The organism is Enterobacter sp. DC4 (assembly GCF_000568095.1).
In the GTDB taxonomy this organism is placed as follows: Bacteria; Pseudomonadota; Gammaproteobacteria; order Enterobacterales; family Enterobacteriaceae; genus Enterobacter; species Enterobacter pseudoroggenkampii.
In genome coordinates this window covers 40,938-57,239 of the sequence record NZ_AZUB01000007.1, presented here as the reverse complement: position 1 = coordinate 57,239, position 16,302 = coordinate 40,938, and the positions used below count along the sequence as shown (strand labels likewise).

Annotated in this window: 16 protein-coding genes; 5 read left to right on the top strand and 11 right to left on the bottom strand. The window is 57.8% G+C overall.

The window, feature by feature from the left end:
- Window positions 1–22 precede the first annotated feature (22 nt).
- Window positions 23–646, bottom strand: coding sequence for a multifunctional acyl-CoA thioesterase I/protease I/lysophospholipase L1 (gene tesA / locus P349_RS05705; RefSeq protein ID WP_032646200.1), 624 nt, complete (start codon window positions 644–646; stop codon window positions 23–25).
- Between tesA and ybbA the strand changes: the two genes are divergently transcribed.
- The 3 genes from ybbA (at window position 617) to P349_RS05720 (ending at window position 5,043) form a co-directional block, all read left to right on the top strand.
- Window positions 617–1,303 carry a putative ABC transporter ATP-binding protein YbbA gene (ybbA, locus tag P349_RS05710; RefSeq protein ID WP_032646201.1) on the top strand — a complete coding sequence of 229 codons (687 nt, stop codon included), beginning with the start codon at window positions 617–619 and terminating at the stop codon, window positions 1,301–1,303. The genes tesA and ybbA overlap by 30 nt on opposite strands.
- A complete protein-coding gene (gene ybbP / locus P349_RS05715) occupies window positions 1,300–3,714 on the top strand; it encodes a putative ABC transporter permease subunit YbbP (RefSeq protein ID WP_032646203.1) in 2,415 nt (804 codons plus the stop codon). The genes ybbA and ybbP overlap by 4 nt, the downstream gene beginning before the upstream one ends.
- Window positions 3,715–3,897: 183 nt before the next feature.
- The gene (locus tag P349_RS05720; protein WP_032646204.1) at window positions 3,898–5,043 is read left to right on the top strand and encodes a porin; all 1,146 of its coding nucleotides are present in this window, start codon (window positions 3,898–3,900) and stop codon (window positions 5,041–5,043) included.
- An 87-nt stretch (window positions 5,044–5,130) separates the two neighbouring features.
- Here P349_RS05720 and mnmH read toward each other — a convergent pair whose 3' ends face one another.
- The 5 genes from mnmH to ppiB all read right to left on the bottom strand — a co-directional run bounded on the left by mnmH (window position 5,131) and on the right by ppiB (window position 9,199).
- Window positions 5,131–6,201, bottom strand: a complete 1,071-nt coding sequence (mnmH, locus tag P349_RS05725) for a tRNA 2-selenouridine(34) synthase MnmH (RefSeq protein WP_032646205.1) — start codon at window positions 6,199–6,201, stop codon at window positions 5,131–5,133.
- Between the two features lie 84 nt (window positions 6,202–6,285).
- Entirely contained in the window at window positions 6,286–7,353 is a 1,068-nt protein-coding gene (gene purK, locus P349_RS05730; RefSeq protein ID WP_024906874.1) for a 5-(carboxyamino)imidazole ribonucleotide synthase, read from the bottom strand.
- Window positions 7,350–7,859 carry a 5-(carboxyamino)imidazole ribonucleotide mutase gene (gene purE, locus P349_RS05735; RefSeq protein ID WP_014882834.1) on the bottom strand — a complete coding sequence of 170 codons (510 nt, stop codon included), beginning with the start codon at window positions 7,857–7,859 and terminating at the stop codon, window positions 7,350–7,352. The genes purK and purE overlap by 4 nt, the downstream gene beginning before the upstream one ends.
- Before the next feature lie 119 nt (window positions 7,860–7,978).
- Complete coding sequence (gene lpxH, locus P349_RS05740) at window positions 7,979–8,701, bottom strand: UDP-2,3-diacylglucosamine diphosphatase (RefSeq protein ID WP_032646242.1); 723 nt, start codon at window positions 8,699–8,701, stop codon at window positions 7,979–7,981.
- A 3-nt stretch (window positions 8,702–8,704) separates the two neighbouring features.
- Window positions 8,705–9,199 (bottom strand): peptidylprolyl isomerase B, encoded by a 495-nt coding sequence (gene ppiB, locus P349_RS05745; protein WP_008499327.1) that lies wholly within the window; start codon window positions 9,197–9,199, stop codon window positions 8,705–8,707.
- A gap of 174 nt (window positions 9,200–9,373) precedes the next feature.
- Here ppiB and cysS point away from each other — a divergent pair, with 174 nt between their 5' ends.
- The gene (gene cysS / locus P349_RS05750) at window positions 9,374–10,759 is read left to right on the top strand and encodes a cysteine--tRNA ligase (protein WP_032646206.1); all 1,386 of its coding nucleotides are present in this window, start codon (window positions 9,374–9,376) and stop codon (window positions 10,757–10,759) included.
- A gap of 86 nt (window positions 10,760–10,845) precedes the next feature.
- On the opposite strand, the gene P349_RS05755 is transcribed toward cysS, so the two are convergent.
- From P349_RS05755 to folD, 5 genes are all read right to left on the bottom strand, one after another.
- Complete coding sequence (locus P349_RS05755) at window positions 10,846–11,367, bottom strand: metal-dependent hydrolase (RefSeq protein WP_032646207.1); 522 nt, start codon at window positions 11,365–11,367, stop codon at window positions 10,846–10,848.
- 73 nt (window positions 11,368–11,440) lie between these two features.
- The gene (gene malI, locus P349_RS05760) at window positions 11,441–12,457 is read right to left on the bottom strand and encodes a Mal regulon transcriptional regulator MalI (RefSeq protein WP_032646208.1); all 1,017 of its coding nucleotides are present in this window, start codon (window positions 12,455–12,457) and stop codon (window positions 11,441–11,443) included.
- A gap of 83 nt (window positions 12,458–12,540) precedes the next feature.
- Window positions 12,541–14,040 carry a PTS transporter subunit EIIC gene (locus tag P349_RS05765; protein WP_024906880.1) on the bottom strand — a complete coding sequence of 500 codons (1,500 nt, stop codon included), beginning with the start codon at window positions 14,038–14,040 and terminating at the stop codon, window positions 12,541–12,543.
- A 283-nt stretch (window positions 14,041–14,323) separates the two neighbouring features.
- On the bottom strand, window positions 14,324–14,536 hold the full coding sequence (gene ybcJ, locus P349_RS05770; protein ID WP_023310640.1) for a ribosome-associated protein YbcJ: 213 nt from the start codon (window positions 14,534–14,536) through the stop codon (window positions 14,324–14,326).
- A 1-nt stretch (window position 14,537) separates the two neighbouring features.
- Window positions 14,538–15,404 (bottom strand): bifunctional methylenetetrahydrofolate dehydrogenase/methenyltetrahydrofolate cyclohydrolase FolD, encoded by an 867-nt coding sequence (folD, locus tag P349_RS05775; protein WP_008499332.1) that lies wholly within the window; start codon window positions 15,402–15,404, stop codon window positions 14,538–14,540.
- Window positions 15,405–15,713: 309 nt separating this feature from the next.
- Between folD and fimA the strand changes: the two genes are divergently transcribed.
- The gene (gene fimA, locus P349_RS05780; RefSeq protein WP_023310641.1) at window positions 15,714–16,277 is read left to right on the top strand and encodes a type 1 fimbrial major subunit FimA; all 564 of its coding nucleotides are present in this window, start codon (window positions 15,714–15,716) and stop codon (window positions 16,275–16,277) included.
- Window positions 16,278–16,302: the final 25 nt, after the last annotated feature.

Sequence of the window (16,302 nt, the reverse complement as noted above, 5' to 3'; positions counted from 1 at the left end):
ACCTGTCAGGATCTCCGCTTAATCAGGAGTCATGTTTAACTAAAGGAGCCAGCCGCGTTGCCATCCAGTCGGCAATAAACGGCTGCGCATCGCGATTGGGGTGGATCCCGTCGTCTTGCATCCACTGGGGTTTGAGATAGACCTCTTCCATGAAAAATGGCAGCAGCGGAATATCAAACTCTTTGGCAAGCTTAGGGTAGATCGCGCTAAAGGCCTCATTATACCGACGACCGTAGTTGGCGGGCAGGCGAATTTGCATCAGCAGCGGCTGGGCGTTTGCCGCCCTGATGTCCTGCAAAATGGTGCGCAGCGTATTCTCCGTTTGCTGAGGCTGGAAACCGCGCAGGCCATCATTACCGCCAAGCTCAACCAGCACCCAGCGCGGCTGATGCTGTTTGAGCAGCGCAGGCAGGCGCGACAGGCCCTGCTGCGAGGTATCACCGCTGATGCTGGCGTTGATTACAGACGTTTTGCTCTGCCATTTTTCATTGAGCAGGGCGGGCCAGGCCGCGCTGGCCGCCATGCGATAGCCTGCGCTCAGGCTGTCGCCAAGAACCAGTAACGTGTCCGCTGCCGCCGCGCGGAAGGTCATCAGAATCAAAAACAGGAAGGGCAAATGCCAGCGGAAAACAGTGTTGAAGTTCATCATCTTAAGAAGTCCGTCGGTCAGGGGGAACACGAGCTTTCCATCCTTACTGGAGTTGAACTCGTTGTCAAACGCGCTGAAACCATCGCGCTGATTGGCGAATCCGGTTCCGGTAAGTCCACGCTGCTGGCGATTTTGGCCGGTCTGGACGACGGCAGCAGCGGCGAGGTCCACCTTGTCGGGCAGCCGCTGCACCAGCTTGATGAAGAGTCGCGGGCGGCGCTGCGCGCGCGTCACGTGGGTTTTGTCTTCCAGTCTTTTATGCTGATCCCGACCCTGAACGCGCTGGAAAACGTCGAGCTCCCGGCGCTGTTGCGCGGTGAAAACAGCCGTGAAAGCCGCACGCATGCGAAGGCGCTGCTGGAACAGCTCGGTCTGGGTAAACGTCTCGACCATCTTCCCGCCCAGCTTTCCGGCGGTGAGCAGCAGCGCGTGGCGCTGGCGCGGGCGTTCAACGGCCGCCCGGAAGTACTGTTTGCCGATGAGCCCACCGGTAACCTTGACCGTAAAACCGGTGACAGGATTGCCGACCTGCTGTTTTCGCTCAACCGCGAGCACGGTACTACGCTGATCCTCGTGACCCACGATCCGCAGCTCGCCGCCCGCTGCGACCGCCGCCTGCGGCTGGTCAACGGTGTTCTTCAGGAGGAAGCATGATTACCCGCTGGTTCTGGCGTGAATGGCGTTCCCCCTCGCTGCTGATCGTCTGGCTGGCGCTAAGCCTGGCGGTAGCCTGCGTGCTGGCGCTCGGCAGCGTCAGCGACCGCATGGAAAAGGGGCTCAGCCAGCAGAGCCGGGAGTTTATGGCGGGGGACCGGGCGCTGCAAAGCTCCCGCCCCGTGCCGCCGGGTTGGATTGACGAAGCGCGTAAAGAAGGGCTGAAGGTGGGGGAGCAGGTAAGCTTCCAGACCATGACCTTTGCGGGCGACACGCCGCAGCTGGCGAGCGTCAAGGCCGTCGATGACATCTACCCGATGTACGGTGACTTGCAGACCCGCCCGCCGGGATTAAAGCCCACGCCCGGTACGGTGCTGCTGGCATCGCGTCTGATGGCGCTGCTGAATCTGAAACCCGGCGACAGTATCGACGTCGGCGACGCCACCCTCAAAATTGCCGGGGAGGTGGTACAGGAACCTGACTCTGGGTTTAACCCGTTCCAGCTTGCGCCGCGCCTGCTGATGAACACCGCGGATGTCGCGGCCACCCATGCGGTACAGCCGGGCAGCCGCGTCACCTGGCGCTATAAGTTTGGAGGCACGCCTGCCCAGCTTGACGCATATGAAAAATGGCTTCTGCCGCAGCTCAAACCGGAACACCGCTGGTATGGGCTGGAGCAGGACGAAGGGGCGCTCGGTAAATCTCTGGAGCGCTCTCAGCAGTTCCTGCTGCTGTCGGCATTGTTGACCCTGCTGCTGGCGGTGGCGGCGGTGGCCGTGGCAATGGGGCATTACTGCCGCAGCCGCTACGACCTGGTGGCGATCCTCAAAACCCTGGGGGCGGGCAGGGCGCAGCTGCGCAAGCTGATTGTCGGTCAGTGGCTGATGCTGCTGGTCCTGTCCGCGCTGACCGGCGGAATAATGGGGCTGCTGTTTGAAAAACTGCTGATGGTGATGCTGAAACCGGTGCTCCCGGCCGCATTGCCGCCGGCCAGCCTCTGGCCGTGGCTATGGGCAATCGGCGCGATGACGGTCATTTCGCTGCTGGTAGGGCTACGCCCCTACCGACTGCTGCTCGCCACGCAGCCGCTGCGCGTGCTCCGCAGCGATGTGGTGGCGAACGTCTGGCCGCTGAAGTTCTACCTTCCGGTGATTATTGCGGTGGCGGTGGGGCTGCTGGCGTGGCTGATGGGCGGCAGCACGCTGCTGTGGGCGGTACTGGCCGGGGCGGTTGTGCTGGCGCTGCTGTGCGGCGTGCTGGGCTGGATACTGCTTAACCTCCTGAAAAAGGTGACGGTAAAATCCCTGCCCGTGCGCCTGGCGGTCAACCGCCTGCTGCATCAGCCCTGGTCAACGCTCAGCCAGTTGTCGGCCTTTTCGCTGTCATTTATGCTGCTGGCGCTGCTTTTAGTGCTGCGCGGCGATCTGCTCGATCGCTGGCAGCAGCAGCTTCCCCCGGAAAGCCCGAACTATTTCCTGATCAACATTGCCCCAGAACAGGTCACGCCGCTAAAGGGGTTCCTGTCGGAGCATCACATTATCCCTGAGTCGTTCTATCCCATCGTTCGCGCGCGTCTGACGCAGATCAACGGGCAGCCAACGGAGGGGAACAAGGACGAGTCGCTTAACCGCGAGCTGAACCTGACCTGGCAGGAGAAACGCCCTGACCACAACCCGATAACCGCTGGCACCTGGCCGCCGAAAGCGGGAGAGGTGTCGATGGAGGAGGGGCTGGCGACGCGCCTGAACGTGAAGCTTGGGGACAGCGTGACCTTTACCGGCGATACCCAGGATTTTACCGCGAAGGTCACCAGCCTGCGTAAAGTTGACTGGGAAAGCCTGCGGCCAAACTTCTTCTTTATCTTCCCGCCGGGCGCGCTGGACGGTCAGCCGCAGAGCTGGCTCACCAGCTTCCGCTGGGAAAACGGCAACGGCATGCTGACCCAGCTTAACCGGGAGTTTCCGACGGTCAGCCTGCTGGATATTGGGGCGATCCTGAAGCAGGTAGGGCAGGTTCTGGAGCAGGTGAGCCGCGCGCTGGAGGTCATGGTGGTGCTGGTGACAATCTGCGGCGTGCTGTTGCTGCTGGCCCAGGTGCAGGTAGGCATGCGCCAGCGCCATCAGGAGCTGGTGGTCTACCGCACGCTGGGGGCCGGAAAGCGGCTGCTGCGAATGACGCTCTGGAGCGAGTTTGCGCTGCTGGGGCTGGTGGCGGGTCTGGTGGCAGCCATTGGCGCAGAGACGGCGCTGGCGGTGCTGCAGACAAAGGTTTTCGACTTCCCATGGGAGCCTGACTGGCGCCTCTGGTTGATCCTGCCTCTCTGTGGCGCGGTGCTGCTTTCTCTCTGCGGAGGCTGGCTCGGCACGCGGCTGTTAAAGGGCAAAGCCCTGTTCCGTCAGTTCGCGAGTTGATTTAGCACGGTGAAAGTTACGCACCGGTTTTAAATGCCGGTGCGTAGTGTTTAAAAAGCACAAAGTGATAATACCCACTCATTTAGTAGCACAAAACATTAAAAAACCGACCACACAGCCCGATTATTTCCAGTTAATATTCACCCGCTAAATATTTAGCAGCGTGTCTATTAAGGAAAAATAATGACTATAAAAAAATCAGCGCTGGCGGCAACGATCGGCGCGGCAGTGGCATTAACGACCTTCGCCTCTCAGGCGGAAATCACCGTTCTTAAGCAGGATCCTCAGGCGGGTAACCCGCTGAGCCGCCTGAACTTCACCGTTGGCGGCAGTATTCGTCCTCAGTTCCAGAACATGACCGGCGACGACGGTAAAAACAGCTACAAGCGTAACGGCTTCGACGGCGGCACCCGTTTCCGTTTCGCGGCTGATTACTACCTGTTTGATGACATCAGCTGGATCAGCTACTACGAACTGGGTGTCAATATTCCCGCGCAGTTCAACTGGGATCACCACTACGCCGACGGCGCACACGACACCACGCGTCGTATGCTCTACACCGGTCTGAAGAGCGACACCTGGGGTACGCTGACCTTCGGTCAACAGAACAGCGTTTACTATGATGTGGTGGGCGCGAAAACCGATATCTGGGACTACGACATGATCGGCCAGGCACCGGGTAACGGGATCAACGGCGATTACGACGGTTCTTACCGTTCACGCCAGATGCTGAAATATAAGAAAACCGTGGGCGATGCTGACATCTACGCATCTTACCTGTTTGAAGACAGCGAATACCTGCCGGGCAACGGCCTGCGCTACAAGCGTAAAGGCGGCGGTTCACTGGGTCTGGATTACCACCTGACCACCGATCTGACCTGGGGCGCCGCGTGGAACTACACCCGTGCGGATATGCGTAACCCGGCCAATGGCGACAGCAAAACCTACGACCAGAACATCCTCGGTACCGCGCTGAGCTGGACCCCGGACAACTGGACATTCTCCGTTGGCGGCGGCTGGTATCAGAACTTCATGACCACCAAAAAAGTGTCCGTTAACGATTACTTTGCGGGTGACGCGTGGGGTATTGAATACTTTGCGGGCTACAAGTTCCCAATTGGTCAGTATGCGGTTAAATCTATCCAGCCTTACTTCATGGGCGACCGTATTGACTACGTGAATGGCCGCAACTACCAGCGCATCGACAACGGCGTGGGTATTAGCTTCCAGCTGGATTACGGTTTCCGCGTGGATTACGAACACGTGTTCACTTCCAGCACCGACAACCTGGGCGACATGAACCTGGTGCGTCTGCGTTACGACTTCTAAGTCGTCTGTTCCCCGGTGGCGCTGCGCTTACCGGGGCTACAAATGCACGCGTAGGCCGGGTAAGGCGTAGCCGCCACCCGGCTTTTTTCAGCGATTAAGCCAGTCAGCAACCTCGTCGTACGTCCCGCGATAGACAATCTTCTCCGCCTTTTTCTCCAGCTGATAGCCGTACATCGGGTCGTAATAGTCCTTCAGCAGCGGCGCAAGCCAGCTGAAGTGCGCATCCGTGCTGCCAGTACGTTGTTGTTTGACAAGCGCGGCGTCCAGTAAGACGGTAAATTCCGCAAAGCGCTGCAGCCCCAGACGGCGACGAATGGCGAACAGGCCGTGATGCAGGTACTCGCTGTATTCTTTCCAGCCAGCTTCCTCGCCGTAGGCGGCAGAAAAATCCGCCCACATATGGTCGAAATACTCTTCGCGCAGGCGTTCAAGACGGATCTCAAACGGATCCTCTACCACCACGATAGGCGCTTCAACCATGCGGTCGCGCAGGCACTCCGGCAGGTGGTTGGAGCCAATCATCCGGCCTTCATCTTCCAGCACCCAGCGCGCGGCGTCTTTTTTCAATAGCTCAACCGCAAGGTGGTTTTCAAAGCTCGCCTGGGAAAGCTGCGGCGTGAGCGTGCGGCCAAACGACGAGCCGCGATGGTGCGCCAGCCCTTCCAGATCGATACCCTGCGCGTGCTGCTTCACCAGCAGGGTTTTACCGTTTCCGGTACAGCCGCCAATAAGCACCATCGGCTTTTGCGACTGCTCAATGGTCACCTGAATCGCCGCCTGGCGCAGGGCTTTATAGCCGCCGCGGATCAGCGGGTAGTCGATGCCAGCCTCTTTAAGCCAGGCCTGCGAGATATGCGAGCGCTGGCCGCCGCGCGCGCAGCAGAGAAAGCCCTCAGGATGGGCAAGGCTGGCTTCACGCCAGGCGTTGATGCGTGTCTCACGCGTCTCGCCGTTCACCAGGCTATGGCCAAGCGCCAGCGCGGCCTCGGGGCCCTGGCGTTTATAGCAGGTGCCGACGGCGGCGCGTTCGTCGTCATTCATCAACGGCAGGTTAATGGCGGCGGGCATCGCACCCTGGGCAAATTCGATCGGCGCGCGAACGTCGATTAAAGGGGTATCAGACGCGAGGATCGCGCGATAGTCCGTTCCATCGTTCATGGTTATTCCAGAAGAAAACTCAGCAGCAATGGGCGGGGATTGTACGCCGGGGAAGGGGAAGGTCAACTCCCCGGCGCAGATGTCTTACTTGAGCTTTGACTGTGCCCAGACGATGCCGCTCGCATATTCCGGCGGCAGGAGAGGGATCATGGCTTCCAGGGTGGCGCTCAGGCGGCCCGTGTCGCTGTCGTTCAGGTTCAGGTGACCGACCTTACGACCCGCGCGAACCTCTTTGTCATACCAGTGCAGATGTACCAGCGGCAGCTTCAGCCAGTCGTAGTTCAGATCGGTGCCGATCAGGTTGATCATCACCGACGGGCTGTCCACCACCGGCTGCGGCAGCGGCAGGTCGGTGATCGCGCGCAGGTGCAGTTCGAACTGGCTGATGGACGCGCCGTTTTGCGTCCAGTGGCCGCTGTTGTGTACGCGCGGCGCAAGTTCGTTGATCAGCAGACCGGACGGGGTGATAAAGCACTCCATCGCCATGACGCCCACATATCCGAGTTCGTGCATGATGGCAGAAAGCATCTCTTCTGCCTGCGCCTGCTGCTCAGCATTGGCGTGCGGGAAGGCGACGCTGGTGCGCAGAATACCGTCCTGATGCAGGTTATGCGTCAGCGGATAAAAGACGGTATGTCCGTCGTGCCCGCGTGCGCCAACCAGCGACACTTCACCGCTAAAGTTGATGCCCTGCTCAACGATGCATTCGCCGTAGCAGTCGTCCGGCAGCTCGGCGGTGTCGTCTGCGCGCAGACGCCACTGGCCACGACCGTCGTAGCCGCCCACGCGGCGCTTCACGATGGCCAGCTCGCCCAGCATCGCGAAAACATCATTCCACTCGCTTTTATCGGACAGGAGCTGCCACGGTGCGGTCGGCAGGCCGAGCTTGTCGAACAGCTGCTTTTGCGTCAGACGGTCGGCAATGATCGGGAACACGTCGCGGTTTACGAAGGCGTTATGACGCGCCAGTTCGCGGGTCAGCGCGGTTTCCGGCCAGCGTTCGATCTCGGCGGTGATCACGCTCTGGTGGAACGGTACGGCTTCAGGTTCAGCGTCCAGCCCGACGGGCCAGACGGCAATACCCAGCGGCTCACCGGCCTGACGCAGCATGCGGCCTAACTGGCCGTTACCGAGGACGCAAACCTGCTTCATGCCGCACCCCGCGGGTCCGGATTGTCCAGCACTTCGTCGGTCTGGGCTTTACGCCACTCCGCCAGACGCTGATGTAACGCTTTATCGTGCGTCGCCAGGATCTGCGCGGCCAACAGGGCAGCGTTCGCCGCGCCCGCTTTGCCAATCGCCAGCGTCCCGACAGGAATACCGCGCGGCATCTGGACGATGGAGTAGAGGCTATCCACACCGCTTAACGCGGCGCTTTGTACCGGGACGCCCAGAACCGGCACCAGGGTTTTGGCGGCAATCATGCCCGGCAGATGTGCTGCGCCGCCCGCACCGGCAATGATCACCTCATAACCGTTCTCTTCGGCGCTTTCGGCGAAGCTGAACAGTTTGTCCGGTGTACGGTGCGCGGAGACCACTTCGACGTGGTGCGGAACATTCAGGATTTCAAAGATTTCGGCGGCGAACTGCATGGTAGCCCAGTCGCTTTTGGACCCCATCACGATGGCGACACGCGCCGGATTATTGCGGGAAGACATGCGTCTTAAAACTCCTGTGGTGCGAAACACACTGCTTTCGAGGGCACAGAGAATAGCATGTTATACGGGCAAGGAAAACGGTTGCGTGGCTGAGAAATAAGCGAAACGACGAGAAAACGTTAAAACGGAAAAGCGATCAGTTCGACGCCTTCCGGGGTGACTTTGACCATCGACCCCTCGGCGTGCCAGGCACCTAGTACCACGCGATGGGCCGGTTCGCCGTTGGCGATAAGGGAATGCACGTCAGGACGATGAGTATGCCCGTGGATCAACCACTGAACGCCATGTTTTTCCATCACGTTGACCACTGCTTGAGGATTAACGTCCATGATGGTCATGGATTTGCTGCTGTTGGCGGCTTTACTGCCCGCGCGCATTCTGGCGGCGATACGGTTGCGGATAAACAGCGGCAGGGCGAGGAACAGCGTTTGGATCCACGGGGTGTGGACTTTGGCGCGAAACGCCAGGTAGCCGGTATCGTCAGTGCAGAGCGTGTCGCCGTGCATGATCAGCACCTTGCGGCCGTAGAGGTCGAGCACCTGTTCTTCCGGCAGCAGCGTCATGCCGCTTTCGCGGGCGTAGCGCTTGCCGATCAGAAAATCACGGTTGCCGTGAATGAAGTAGCAGGGGACGCCGGAATCCACCAGCGCTTTAATGGCCGAAGCCATTTCACGGTGCAGCGGGTTAGGGTCGTCGTCGCCAATCCAGGCTTCAAAGAGGTCGCCCAGGATGTACAGCGCATCGGCGCTTTTCGCTTCACCGCGTAAAAAACGCAGAAAACCGGCGGTTATCGCCGGTTCTTCTGTTTGCAGATGAAGATCCGCAATAAAGAGTGTCGCCACCAATTACTCGCTGACGGTCACGCTTGTAATCACAACGTCTTCTTTTGGAACGTCCTGGTGCATACCGCTGCGGCCAGTAGAGACGGCTTTGATCTTGTCAACCACGTCCATACCTTCAACCACTTCTGCGAATACACAGTAGCCCCAACCCTGCAGGCTTTCGCCGGAGAAGTTCAGGAAGTCGTTGTCCGCCACGTTAATGAAGAACTGTGCAGTAGCAGAGTGAGGCGCCTGAGTACGTGCCATCGCCAGCGTGCCGCGGGTGTTTTTCAGGCCGTTGTTCGCTTCGTTCTTGATCGGCTCTTTAGTGGCTTTCTGGTTCATGCCAGGTTCGAAACCGCCGCCCTGGATCATAAAACCGTTGATCACGCGGTGGAAAATGGTGTTGTTGTAGAAACCTTCGCGGCAGTAGTCCAGGAAGTTTTTAACTGTTTCAGGCGCTTTGTCATCAAAGGTTTTGATTACGATATCGCCATGATTAGTGTGGAAAGTAACCATTTTTGCATCCTGTTCCGTTATTGTGGTACGTCGACCCGCGTTCGGGTCATCTATAGGGGCTTGTTATAGCATAACCACAGGATGCGATCACCTTGCATTGTGTGCTGCTTCGGGTTTGAATTACGGGTAGAATAGCCGGTTTTCAACCACACACGTGTTTACATGGAATCTTCGATGTTAAAAATCTTTAATACAATGACGCGCCAAAAAGAGGAATTTAAACCTATCCATGCCGGGGAAGTCGGCATGTACGTGTGTGGTATTACGGTTTACGATCTCTGTCACATTGGCCATGGCCGTACCTTTGTCGCTTTTGACGTGGTGTCACGCTACCTGCGTTTTCTGGGCTATACCCTGAAATACGTGCGTAATATCACCGACATCGACGATAAAATCATCAAGCGCGCTAATGAGAACGGCGAAAGCTTTGTCGCGCTGGTGGATCGCATGATCGTTGAGATGCACAAAGATTTCGACGCCCTGAATATTCAGCGCCCGGACAGCGAGCCGCGCGCGACCCACCATATTCACGAAATCATCGAGATCACCGAAAAGCTGATTGCACGCGGTCACGCCTACGTTGCCGACAACGGTGACGTGATGTTCTCGGTGCCAACGGACCCAACCTACGGTTCGCTTTCCCGTCAGGATCTGGATCAGCTCCAGGCCGGCGCCCGCGTTGACGTGGTTGACGTGAAGCGTAACCCGATGGACTTCGTGCTGTGGAAGATGTCCAAAGAGGGGGAGCCAAGCTGGCCATCCCCGTGGGGCGAAGGCCGCCCGGGCTGGCACATTGAATGTTCCGCGATGAACTGCAAACAGCTGGGCAAGCACTTCGACATTCACGGCGGTGGTTCAGACCTGATGTTCCCGCACCACGAAAACGAAATCGCGCAGTCCACCTGCGCCCACGGCGGCGAGTACGTGAACTACTGGATGCACTCCGGGATGGTAATGGTTGACCGCGAGAAGATGTCGAAATCGCTGGGTAACTTCTTTACCGTGCGCGACGTGCTGAAGTATTACGACGCGGAAACCGTGCGCTACTTCCTGATGTCCGGCCACTATCGCAGCCAGCTGAACTACAGCGAAGAGAACCTGAAGCAGGCGCGCTCGGCGCTGGAGCGTCTGTACACCGCGCTGCGCGGGACCGACAGGTCTGTTCCGGCGGCAGGCGGCGAAGCGTTCGAAGCACGCTTTGTTGAGGTGATGAACGACGACTTCAACACCCCGGAAGCCTACTCCGTGCTGTTCGACATGGCGCGCGAAGTGAACCGCCTGAAGTCAGAAGATATGGCGGCGGCGAATGCGCTGGCGTCTCATCTGCGTAAGATCTCTTCCGTGCTCGGCCTGCTGGAGCAGGATCCTGACGTGTTCCTGCAGAGCGGTGCACAGGCGGACGACGGCGAAGTGGCGGAAATTGAAGCGTTGATCAAAGCGCGTCTGGAAGCGCGTCAGGCGAAAGACTGGGCGGCGGCAGATGCGGCGCGTAACCGTCTGACCGAGATGGGCATCATTCTGGAAGACGGCCCGCAGGGTACCACCTGGCGCCGTAAGTAAGTCTGTAACGCCCGGTGGCGCTTACGCTTACCGGGCCTACGGGTAAAAGTAGGCCCGGTAAGGCGCAGCCGCCACCCGGCTTTTTTTTACCTTCTTCTCCACCACAACATCCCCATTAGCACAACCCCCGGCAGCCACACCCACAGCAGTTCTGAAATAATCACCTGATGCCCGTACGGCGTGGTATAGCGTGAGAGCGCAAACGGCGCGACCTTAATCACCTGCCACGGCGCAAAGAAGCGTTCGTCTGACCAGGGCCACAGCCAGCCGACGCCTTTCCCGCCTGTGGTAATCGAATCCAGCAGGCTGTGCGACAGCAATGACACCGTTAAAAACAGCCAGCACCGCGTCAGGCTGGCCCTGAACCATCGTCGTCCAGTCAGCACGCAAAGTATCGGCACCACGAAGGCAAACAGCAGGGAGTGGGTAAAGCCGCGATGGCCGAAAACATTGCCGTACGCGACGCCGAACTTAAACGCCAGCACGTCGGCGTCCGGCAGCATGGCGAGAACAATCCCGGCAAACAGCAGGCGGGGAGGAATCACTTTGGTTCCCAGGCCCAGGCCCAGGCAAAGCGGAACAGCAGCGTGTGTAATGACGGTAGGCATTGTGATTATCCATGGCAAATCATGGAAATATAGCAGTCATCTCGCGCTAAAAAACCTGTGCGAAATTCTGATTTTACGCCGACTCGCGCGCGATAAGCTGCCCGGAAAGCGTAATGCGCTGGGTTTGTAGCGTCGGCTCCTTTAGCGTGCGAATAATCAGCCCGGCAGCCTGACGCCCCGTCTCTTCGCTGGCGGATGAGACGTAGGTAAATGACGGCGAGGTGAGGTTAACATGGAGCATATCTTCGAAACCGACCAGCGCGACCTGCTGTGTTAAAAACACATCTTTACCCACCGTTCGTCCGACCTGATGAATACCGGAGATGGAGCCGATCATGGCATCCGGCGAGTGGCAGAGCAGGGCGGTGATAGTATTGTTTTTTTCCAGCAGCTGGCGGGTGGCGAAACCCGCAGCCAGGGTGTCATCGCTGCAGGCCGGAGAGTATTCATCGCGCCAGACCAGCCCGTTTTGCGTCATCGCGCTGCGAAAACCGAGCAGGCGCTGCTCGCGGATAAGGCAGCCTTCACGTCCGCCAATGTAGGCGATATTGCGATGGCCGCGCTCGATAAGATAACGCACCGCCAGGTTTGCCGCCTGACGGTTATCGCGCATCACCAGATTGCATTTTTCATCCAGCAGCGACTGAGAGACCACCACCAGCGGTAGCGGGCAGCGGCGAATCTGTTCCGGTAGGGTAGAGGTGCGGGTATCCGAGGCCAGATAGATCACCCCGGCGACGCCCTGCTGCTTAAACGACAGCAGGCAGCGCTCAAGTTGGTCATGGTCGTTCTGGGGCTGTCCGAGAAAAACCATATACCCCTGTTTTTCAAGATCCTGAACGATGCTCGCCATCACCTTGATGGAGAAACTGTCGCTAAAGTCACGGAGGATCAGGCCAATCAGGTTGGAGGTATTGGCGCGAAGGTTGGCAGCGGCGACGTTATGAACATAGCCCAGGGTATTGATGGCAGCGTTGACCTTCTCGATCGTTGCCTCTGAGATTTTCCCTTTCTGGCGCAGCACCAGCGAGACGGTGGAAACCGACACGCCCGCGTGCCTTGCGACATCAATAATGCTGACTTTCTTCAAAACCGCTCCCTGAAATTTGCCGATTATCAGCCAGATAAAACACGTCTCCCAGCGTACGGGAGACGTGTCGCTCAGGCATCTTATTATTTGCCGATCATGGTGGACATGGTCTGGGCGATAAACTGTGCTCTGGCACCGAAAATCACCTGAATACCGTTATCGCCGACGAAGACCACGCCGCGCGCGCCGAGTCCGTTCAGGCCGTCTTTATCCACCACCTCGCTTTTTGTCACTTCCAGGCGAAGACGGGTGATACAGGCGCCGACGGAGTCGATGTTATGCGCCCCGCCCAGCAGGGTGATAATCTCGGTCGCGAGTTCGGAATCCGATTTCTCATCCGCGTTGGCGGTCACTTCAGTGCGGCCCGGCGTTTTCACGTCGAAACGACGGATCACAAAGCGGAACGTGAAGTAATAAATCAGGCCCATTGGAATGCCGATGATAATGGCGCTCAGGAAGTGGGTCTGGTAGCCGTTAAACGACGGCAGGATCCCGAATGACAGATAGTCGATAAAGCCCGCAGAGAACGACTTGGCGATATGCGCATGCAGCAGGTACATGGTCATGTAGGCCAGACCCGCCATGATGGCGTTAAAGACGTACAGGATCGGCGCCACGAAGATAAAGGTAAACTCGACCGGCTCGGTGATCCCCGTCAGGAAGCAGGTGAGCGCCGCGGAGAACAGAATACCGGCCGCGATTTTCTTATTCTTCGTATGGGCTTCGTGATACATCGCCAGGCACGCCGCAGGCAGCGCGAACAGCATCAGCGGGAATTCACCCTGCATGAACTTGCCGGCGTTCTGGTAGGTGTCGCTGCTGAAGGATTTCACCCCTTCTTCCAGCATCTTGAACCAGATGGTCTGGTCGCCATGGATCACCTGGCCTGCCTGGGTGGTGTAATCGCCAAACGAATACCAGAACGACGGATACCAGATATGGTGCAGACCGAGCGGGATCAGCGCGCGCTCCACCAGACCGAAGATAAAGGTCGACGCCGCCTGATTATCGCCGTTCACCACCACGGAGAGCGCGTCGATACCGGCCTGGATATGCTGCCAGACGTACGGCAGCAGCAGCCCCATCAGGAAAGAGAGGAACGCCGTTGCAATCGCCACGAAGCGCTTGCCGGAAAAGAAGCCGAGGAACTCCGGCAGCTGCATGGTGTGGAAGCGGTTATAGCACCAGGCCGCGAGAATACCGCAGATCAGGCCGCCAAAGACGCCCATCTGCAGCGTCGGAATGCCCACCACCATGGCGTATTTCCCGCCCTGGGAGGCCATTTCCGGCGTGATGCTCAGCACGGTGCTGATGGTGATATTGGTGACAAACACCGAAACGGCCGCAGACAGCGCCGCGATGCCGGATTCTGACGCCAGACCCACGGCGGAGCCAATGGCAAACAGCATTGGCAGGTTATCAAAAATAACCCCGCCTGCGTTCATCATCAGCGGCAGGTGGAACTTATCGCCGAAGGCCAGCAGCAGGCCCGCAGCGGGAAGCAGTGAAATTGGCAGCATTAAGGCGCGACCAATCATCGATAACTTAGACAGCGATTTAACAAACCCTGATATCAGACTCATGCTGATTTCCCCCGAATAGCGCTTTTTTTGGCGCTGTTATTGTAAGTAGAACGTTTTAGTAGAACGTTCTACTTATCGTGGGCAAAGAGTGAAAAACGCGCAACTGAATTTTCACGTTTCAACAGATGAAATAGCGATTATTTGAAGTGGATCGATAAATAACCGTGATGGGTGTGAGGGGATAGTGAGAGAAATTGCCGGGTGGCGGCTTCGCCTTACCCGGCCTACAAACGGAGACCGTACGTAGGCCCGGTAAGCGCAGCGCCACCGGGCATCAAAGGGCTCAGGCCGTAACGGTTACGCTCTGTCCTTCAAAGCTCACGGTCTGGCCCGCGACAATCTTGCAGCGCTTGCGCGTTTCTACCACGCCGTCGACTTTCACCCGCCCGTCGGCGATAACGATTTTCGCCTGCGCGCCGCTTTCGCTCCAGCCTTCCAGCTTGAGCAGATCGCACAGCTCAACGTGCGGATGTTTACCTAATGAAAAAGTCGCCATCTTACGCGTCCTCTACGTCGTGATATTCTTCGCATGCCTGCAAAGTATTCTGAATCAGCGTTGCGACGGTCATTGGACCCACGCCGCCCGGTACAGGGGTAATGTAAGAGGCGCGCGCGGCGGCATCTTCATACACCACGTCGCCAACCACTTTGCCGTTTTCCAGACGGTTAATCCCGACGTCCACGACGATCGCACCCTCTTTAATCCACTCGCCCGGAATAAAGCCCGGCTTACCGACCGCGACGATCAGCAGATCGGCATTTTCGACGTGATGACGCAGGTTCTTGGTGAAGCGGTGGGTCACGGTGGTGGTGCAGCCGGCCAGCAGCAGCTCCATGCTCATCGGACGGCCCACGATGTTAGAGGCACCAATCACCACGGCGTTCAGGCCGTAAGTATCGATGTTATAGCGCTCCAGCAGCGTCACAATGCCGCGCGGCGTGCACGGGCGCAGACGCGGCGCACGCTGGCACAGACGGCCAACGTTGTACGGATGGAAACCGTCCACGTCTTTATCCGGTGCGATACGCTCCAGCACCTTCACGTTGTCGATACCTGCTGGCAGCGGCAACTGAACCAGAATGCCGTCGATCTCTTTATCGGCATTCAGAGTGTCAATAAGTTCCAGCAGTTCTGCTTCGCTGGTGGTTTCCGGCAAATCGTAAGAGCGGGAGACGAAGCCGACCTCTTCACACGCTTTGCGCTTGCTGCCGACATAAATCTGCGATGCCGGGTTGCTGCCAACCAGCACAACGGCCAGCCCGGGGGCGCGTTTTCCGGCGGCTTTACGCGCCTTCACTTTTTCCGCGACCTCAGAGCGCACCTGCTGCGCAATCGTTTTACCGTCAATAATCTTTGCTGCCATCAGAGAGAAGATTCCGTCTGTAACGTTTGAAAGGGGGGATGCGTGTATTTTGTCAGAAGCGAGCCTCGCTGTCAGTCACCCTTTACGCGTTTTTATCAGCAAGACGCAAAAACCCTTCTTAAGGGATGGTCAATTTCTTAGGCGGGATTAGGATGTGACCTGGCGAAATGGCAGCGTTTTGACATATTTAAAAATCGCCTCCTGAGCTACTTTGTCTCCTCCGAAATAAGCTTTCAATTACTCAATTGAACGTATTTCTTATTCCCGATTATTCGCGGGAAGGGTTATTTACATTTTAAAGGAATAGACATGAAACTCAGCAACATTGCTTCTACTGTTATTGCAACTTTGGCCCTGGTTGCGGGTGCCGCAAATGCAGCAGATCCTGCTGCGCCGGTTTCCGTAAATGGCGGTACCGTACATTTTAAAGGTGAGCTGGTTAATGCCGCTTGTTCAGTAAATACGGATTCTTCCGAGCAGACCGTTAATCTGGGTCAGTATCGCACCGCGAAATTTACTAAAGTGGGCGACACCACCTCTAATATTCCATTCAACATTGAACTGAATGATTGCGATCCGCTGGTTGCCAAAACTGCAGCTGTTGCGTTCACCGGTCAGATCGACCCAACCGACAAAACCCTGCTGGCCGTGACCTCCGGTAACAACGACAACACCGCGAAAGGCGTGGGTATCGAGATCCTCGACAGCAAATCCAGCGTTCTGACCCCAGACGGCGCGACCTTCTCTGCTGCGCAGACGCTGATCGAAGGGACCAACACCCTGAAGTTCACCGCGCGTTATAAATCAACGGCTGCCACCACCGAGCCGGGCCAGGCGAACGCTGACGCCACCTTCGTAATGAAATACGAGTAATTCCTCCGCACAGGGATGTTCAGGC

Bases quoted from the DNA above. Each gene is read 5' to 3' on its own strand.
- ybbA (WP_032646201.1), top strand. From the start codon at position 617: ATGCCAGCGGAAAACAGTGTTGAAGTTCATCATCTTAAGAAGTCCGTC.
- tesA (WP_032646200.1), bottom strand. From the start codon at position 646: ATGAACTTCAACACTGTTTTCCGCTGGCATTTGCCCTTCCTGTTTTTG.
- ybbP (WP_032646203.1), top strand. From the start codon at position 1,300: ATGATTACCCGCTGGTTCTGGCGTGAATGGCGTTCCCCCTCGCTGCTG.
- P349_RS05720 (WP_032646204.1), top strand. From the start codon at position 3,898: ATGACTATAAAAAAATCAGCGCTGGCGGCAACGATCGGCGCGGCAGTG.
- mnmH (WP_032646205.1), bottom strand. From the start codon at position 6,201: ATGAACGATGGAACGGACTATCGCGCGATCCTCGCGTCTGATACCCCT.
- purK (WP_024906874.1), bottom strand. From the start codon at position 7,353: ATGAAGCAGGTTTGCGTCCTCGGTAACGGCCAGTTAGGCCGCATGCTG.
- purE (WP_014882834.1), bottom strand. From the start codon at position 7,859: ATGTCTTCCCGCAATAATCCGGCGCGTGTCGCCATCGTGATGGGGTCC.
- ppiB (WP_008499327.1), bottom strand. From the start codon at position 9,199: ATGGTTACTTTCCACACTAATCATGGCGATATCGTAATCAAAACCTTT.
- cysS (WP_032646206.1), top strand. From the start codon at position 9,374: ATGTTAAAAATCTTTAATACAATGACGCGCCAAAAAGAGGAATTTAAA.
- P349_RS05755 (WP_032646207.1), bottom strand. From the start codon at position 11,367: ATGCCTACCGTCATTACACACGCTGCTGTTCCGCTTTGCCTGGGCCTG.
- P349_RS05765 (WP_024906880.1), bottom strand. From the start codon at position 14,040: ATGAGTCTGATATCAGGGTTTGTTAAATCGCTGTCTAAGTTATCGATG.
- ybcJ (WP_023310640.1), bottom strand. From the start codon at position 14,536: ATGGCGACTTTTTCATTAGGTAAACATCCGCACGTTGAGCTGTGCGAT.
- folD (WP_008499332.1), bottom strand. From the start codon at position 15,404: ATGGCAGCAAAGATTATTGACGGTAAAACGATTGCGCAGCAGGTGCGC.
- fimA (WP_023310641.1), top strand. From the start codon at position 15,714: ATGAAACTCAGCAACATTGCTTCTACTGTTATTGCAACTTTGGCCCTG.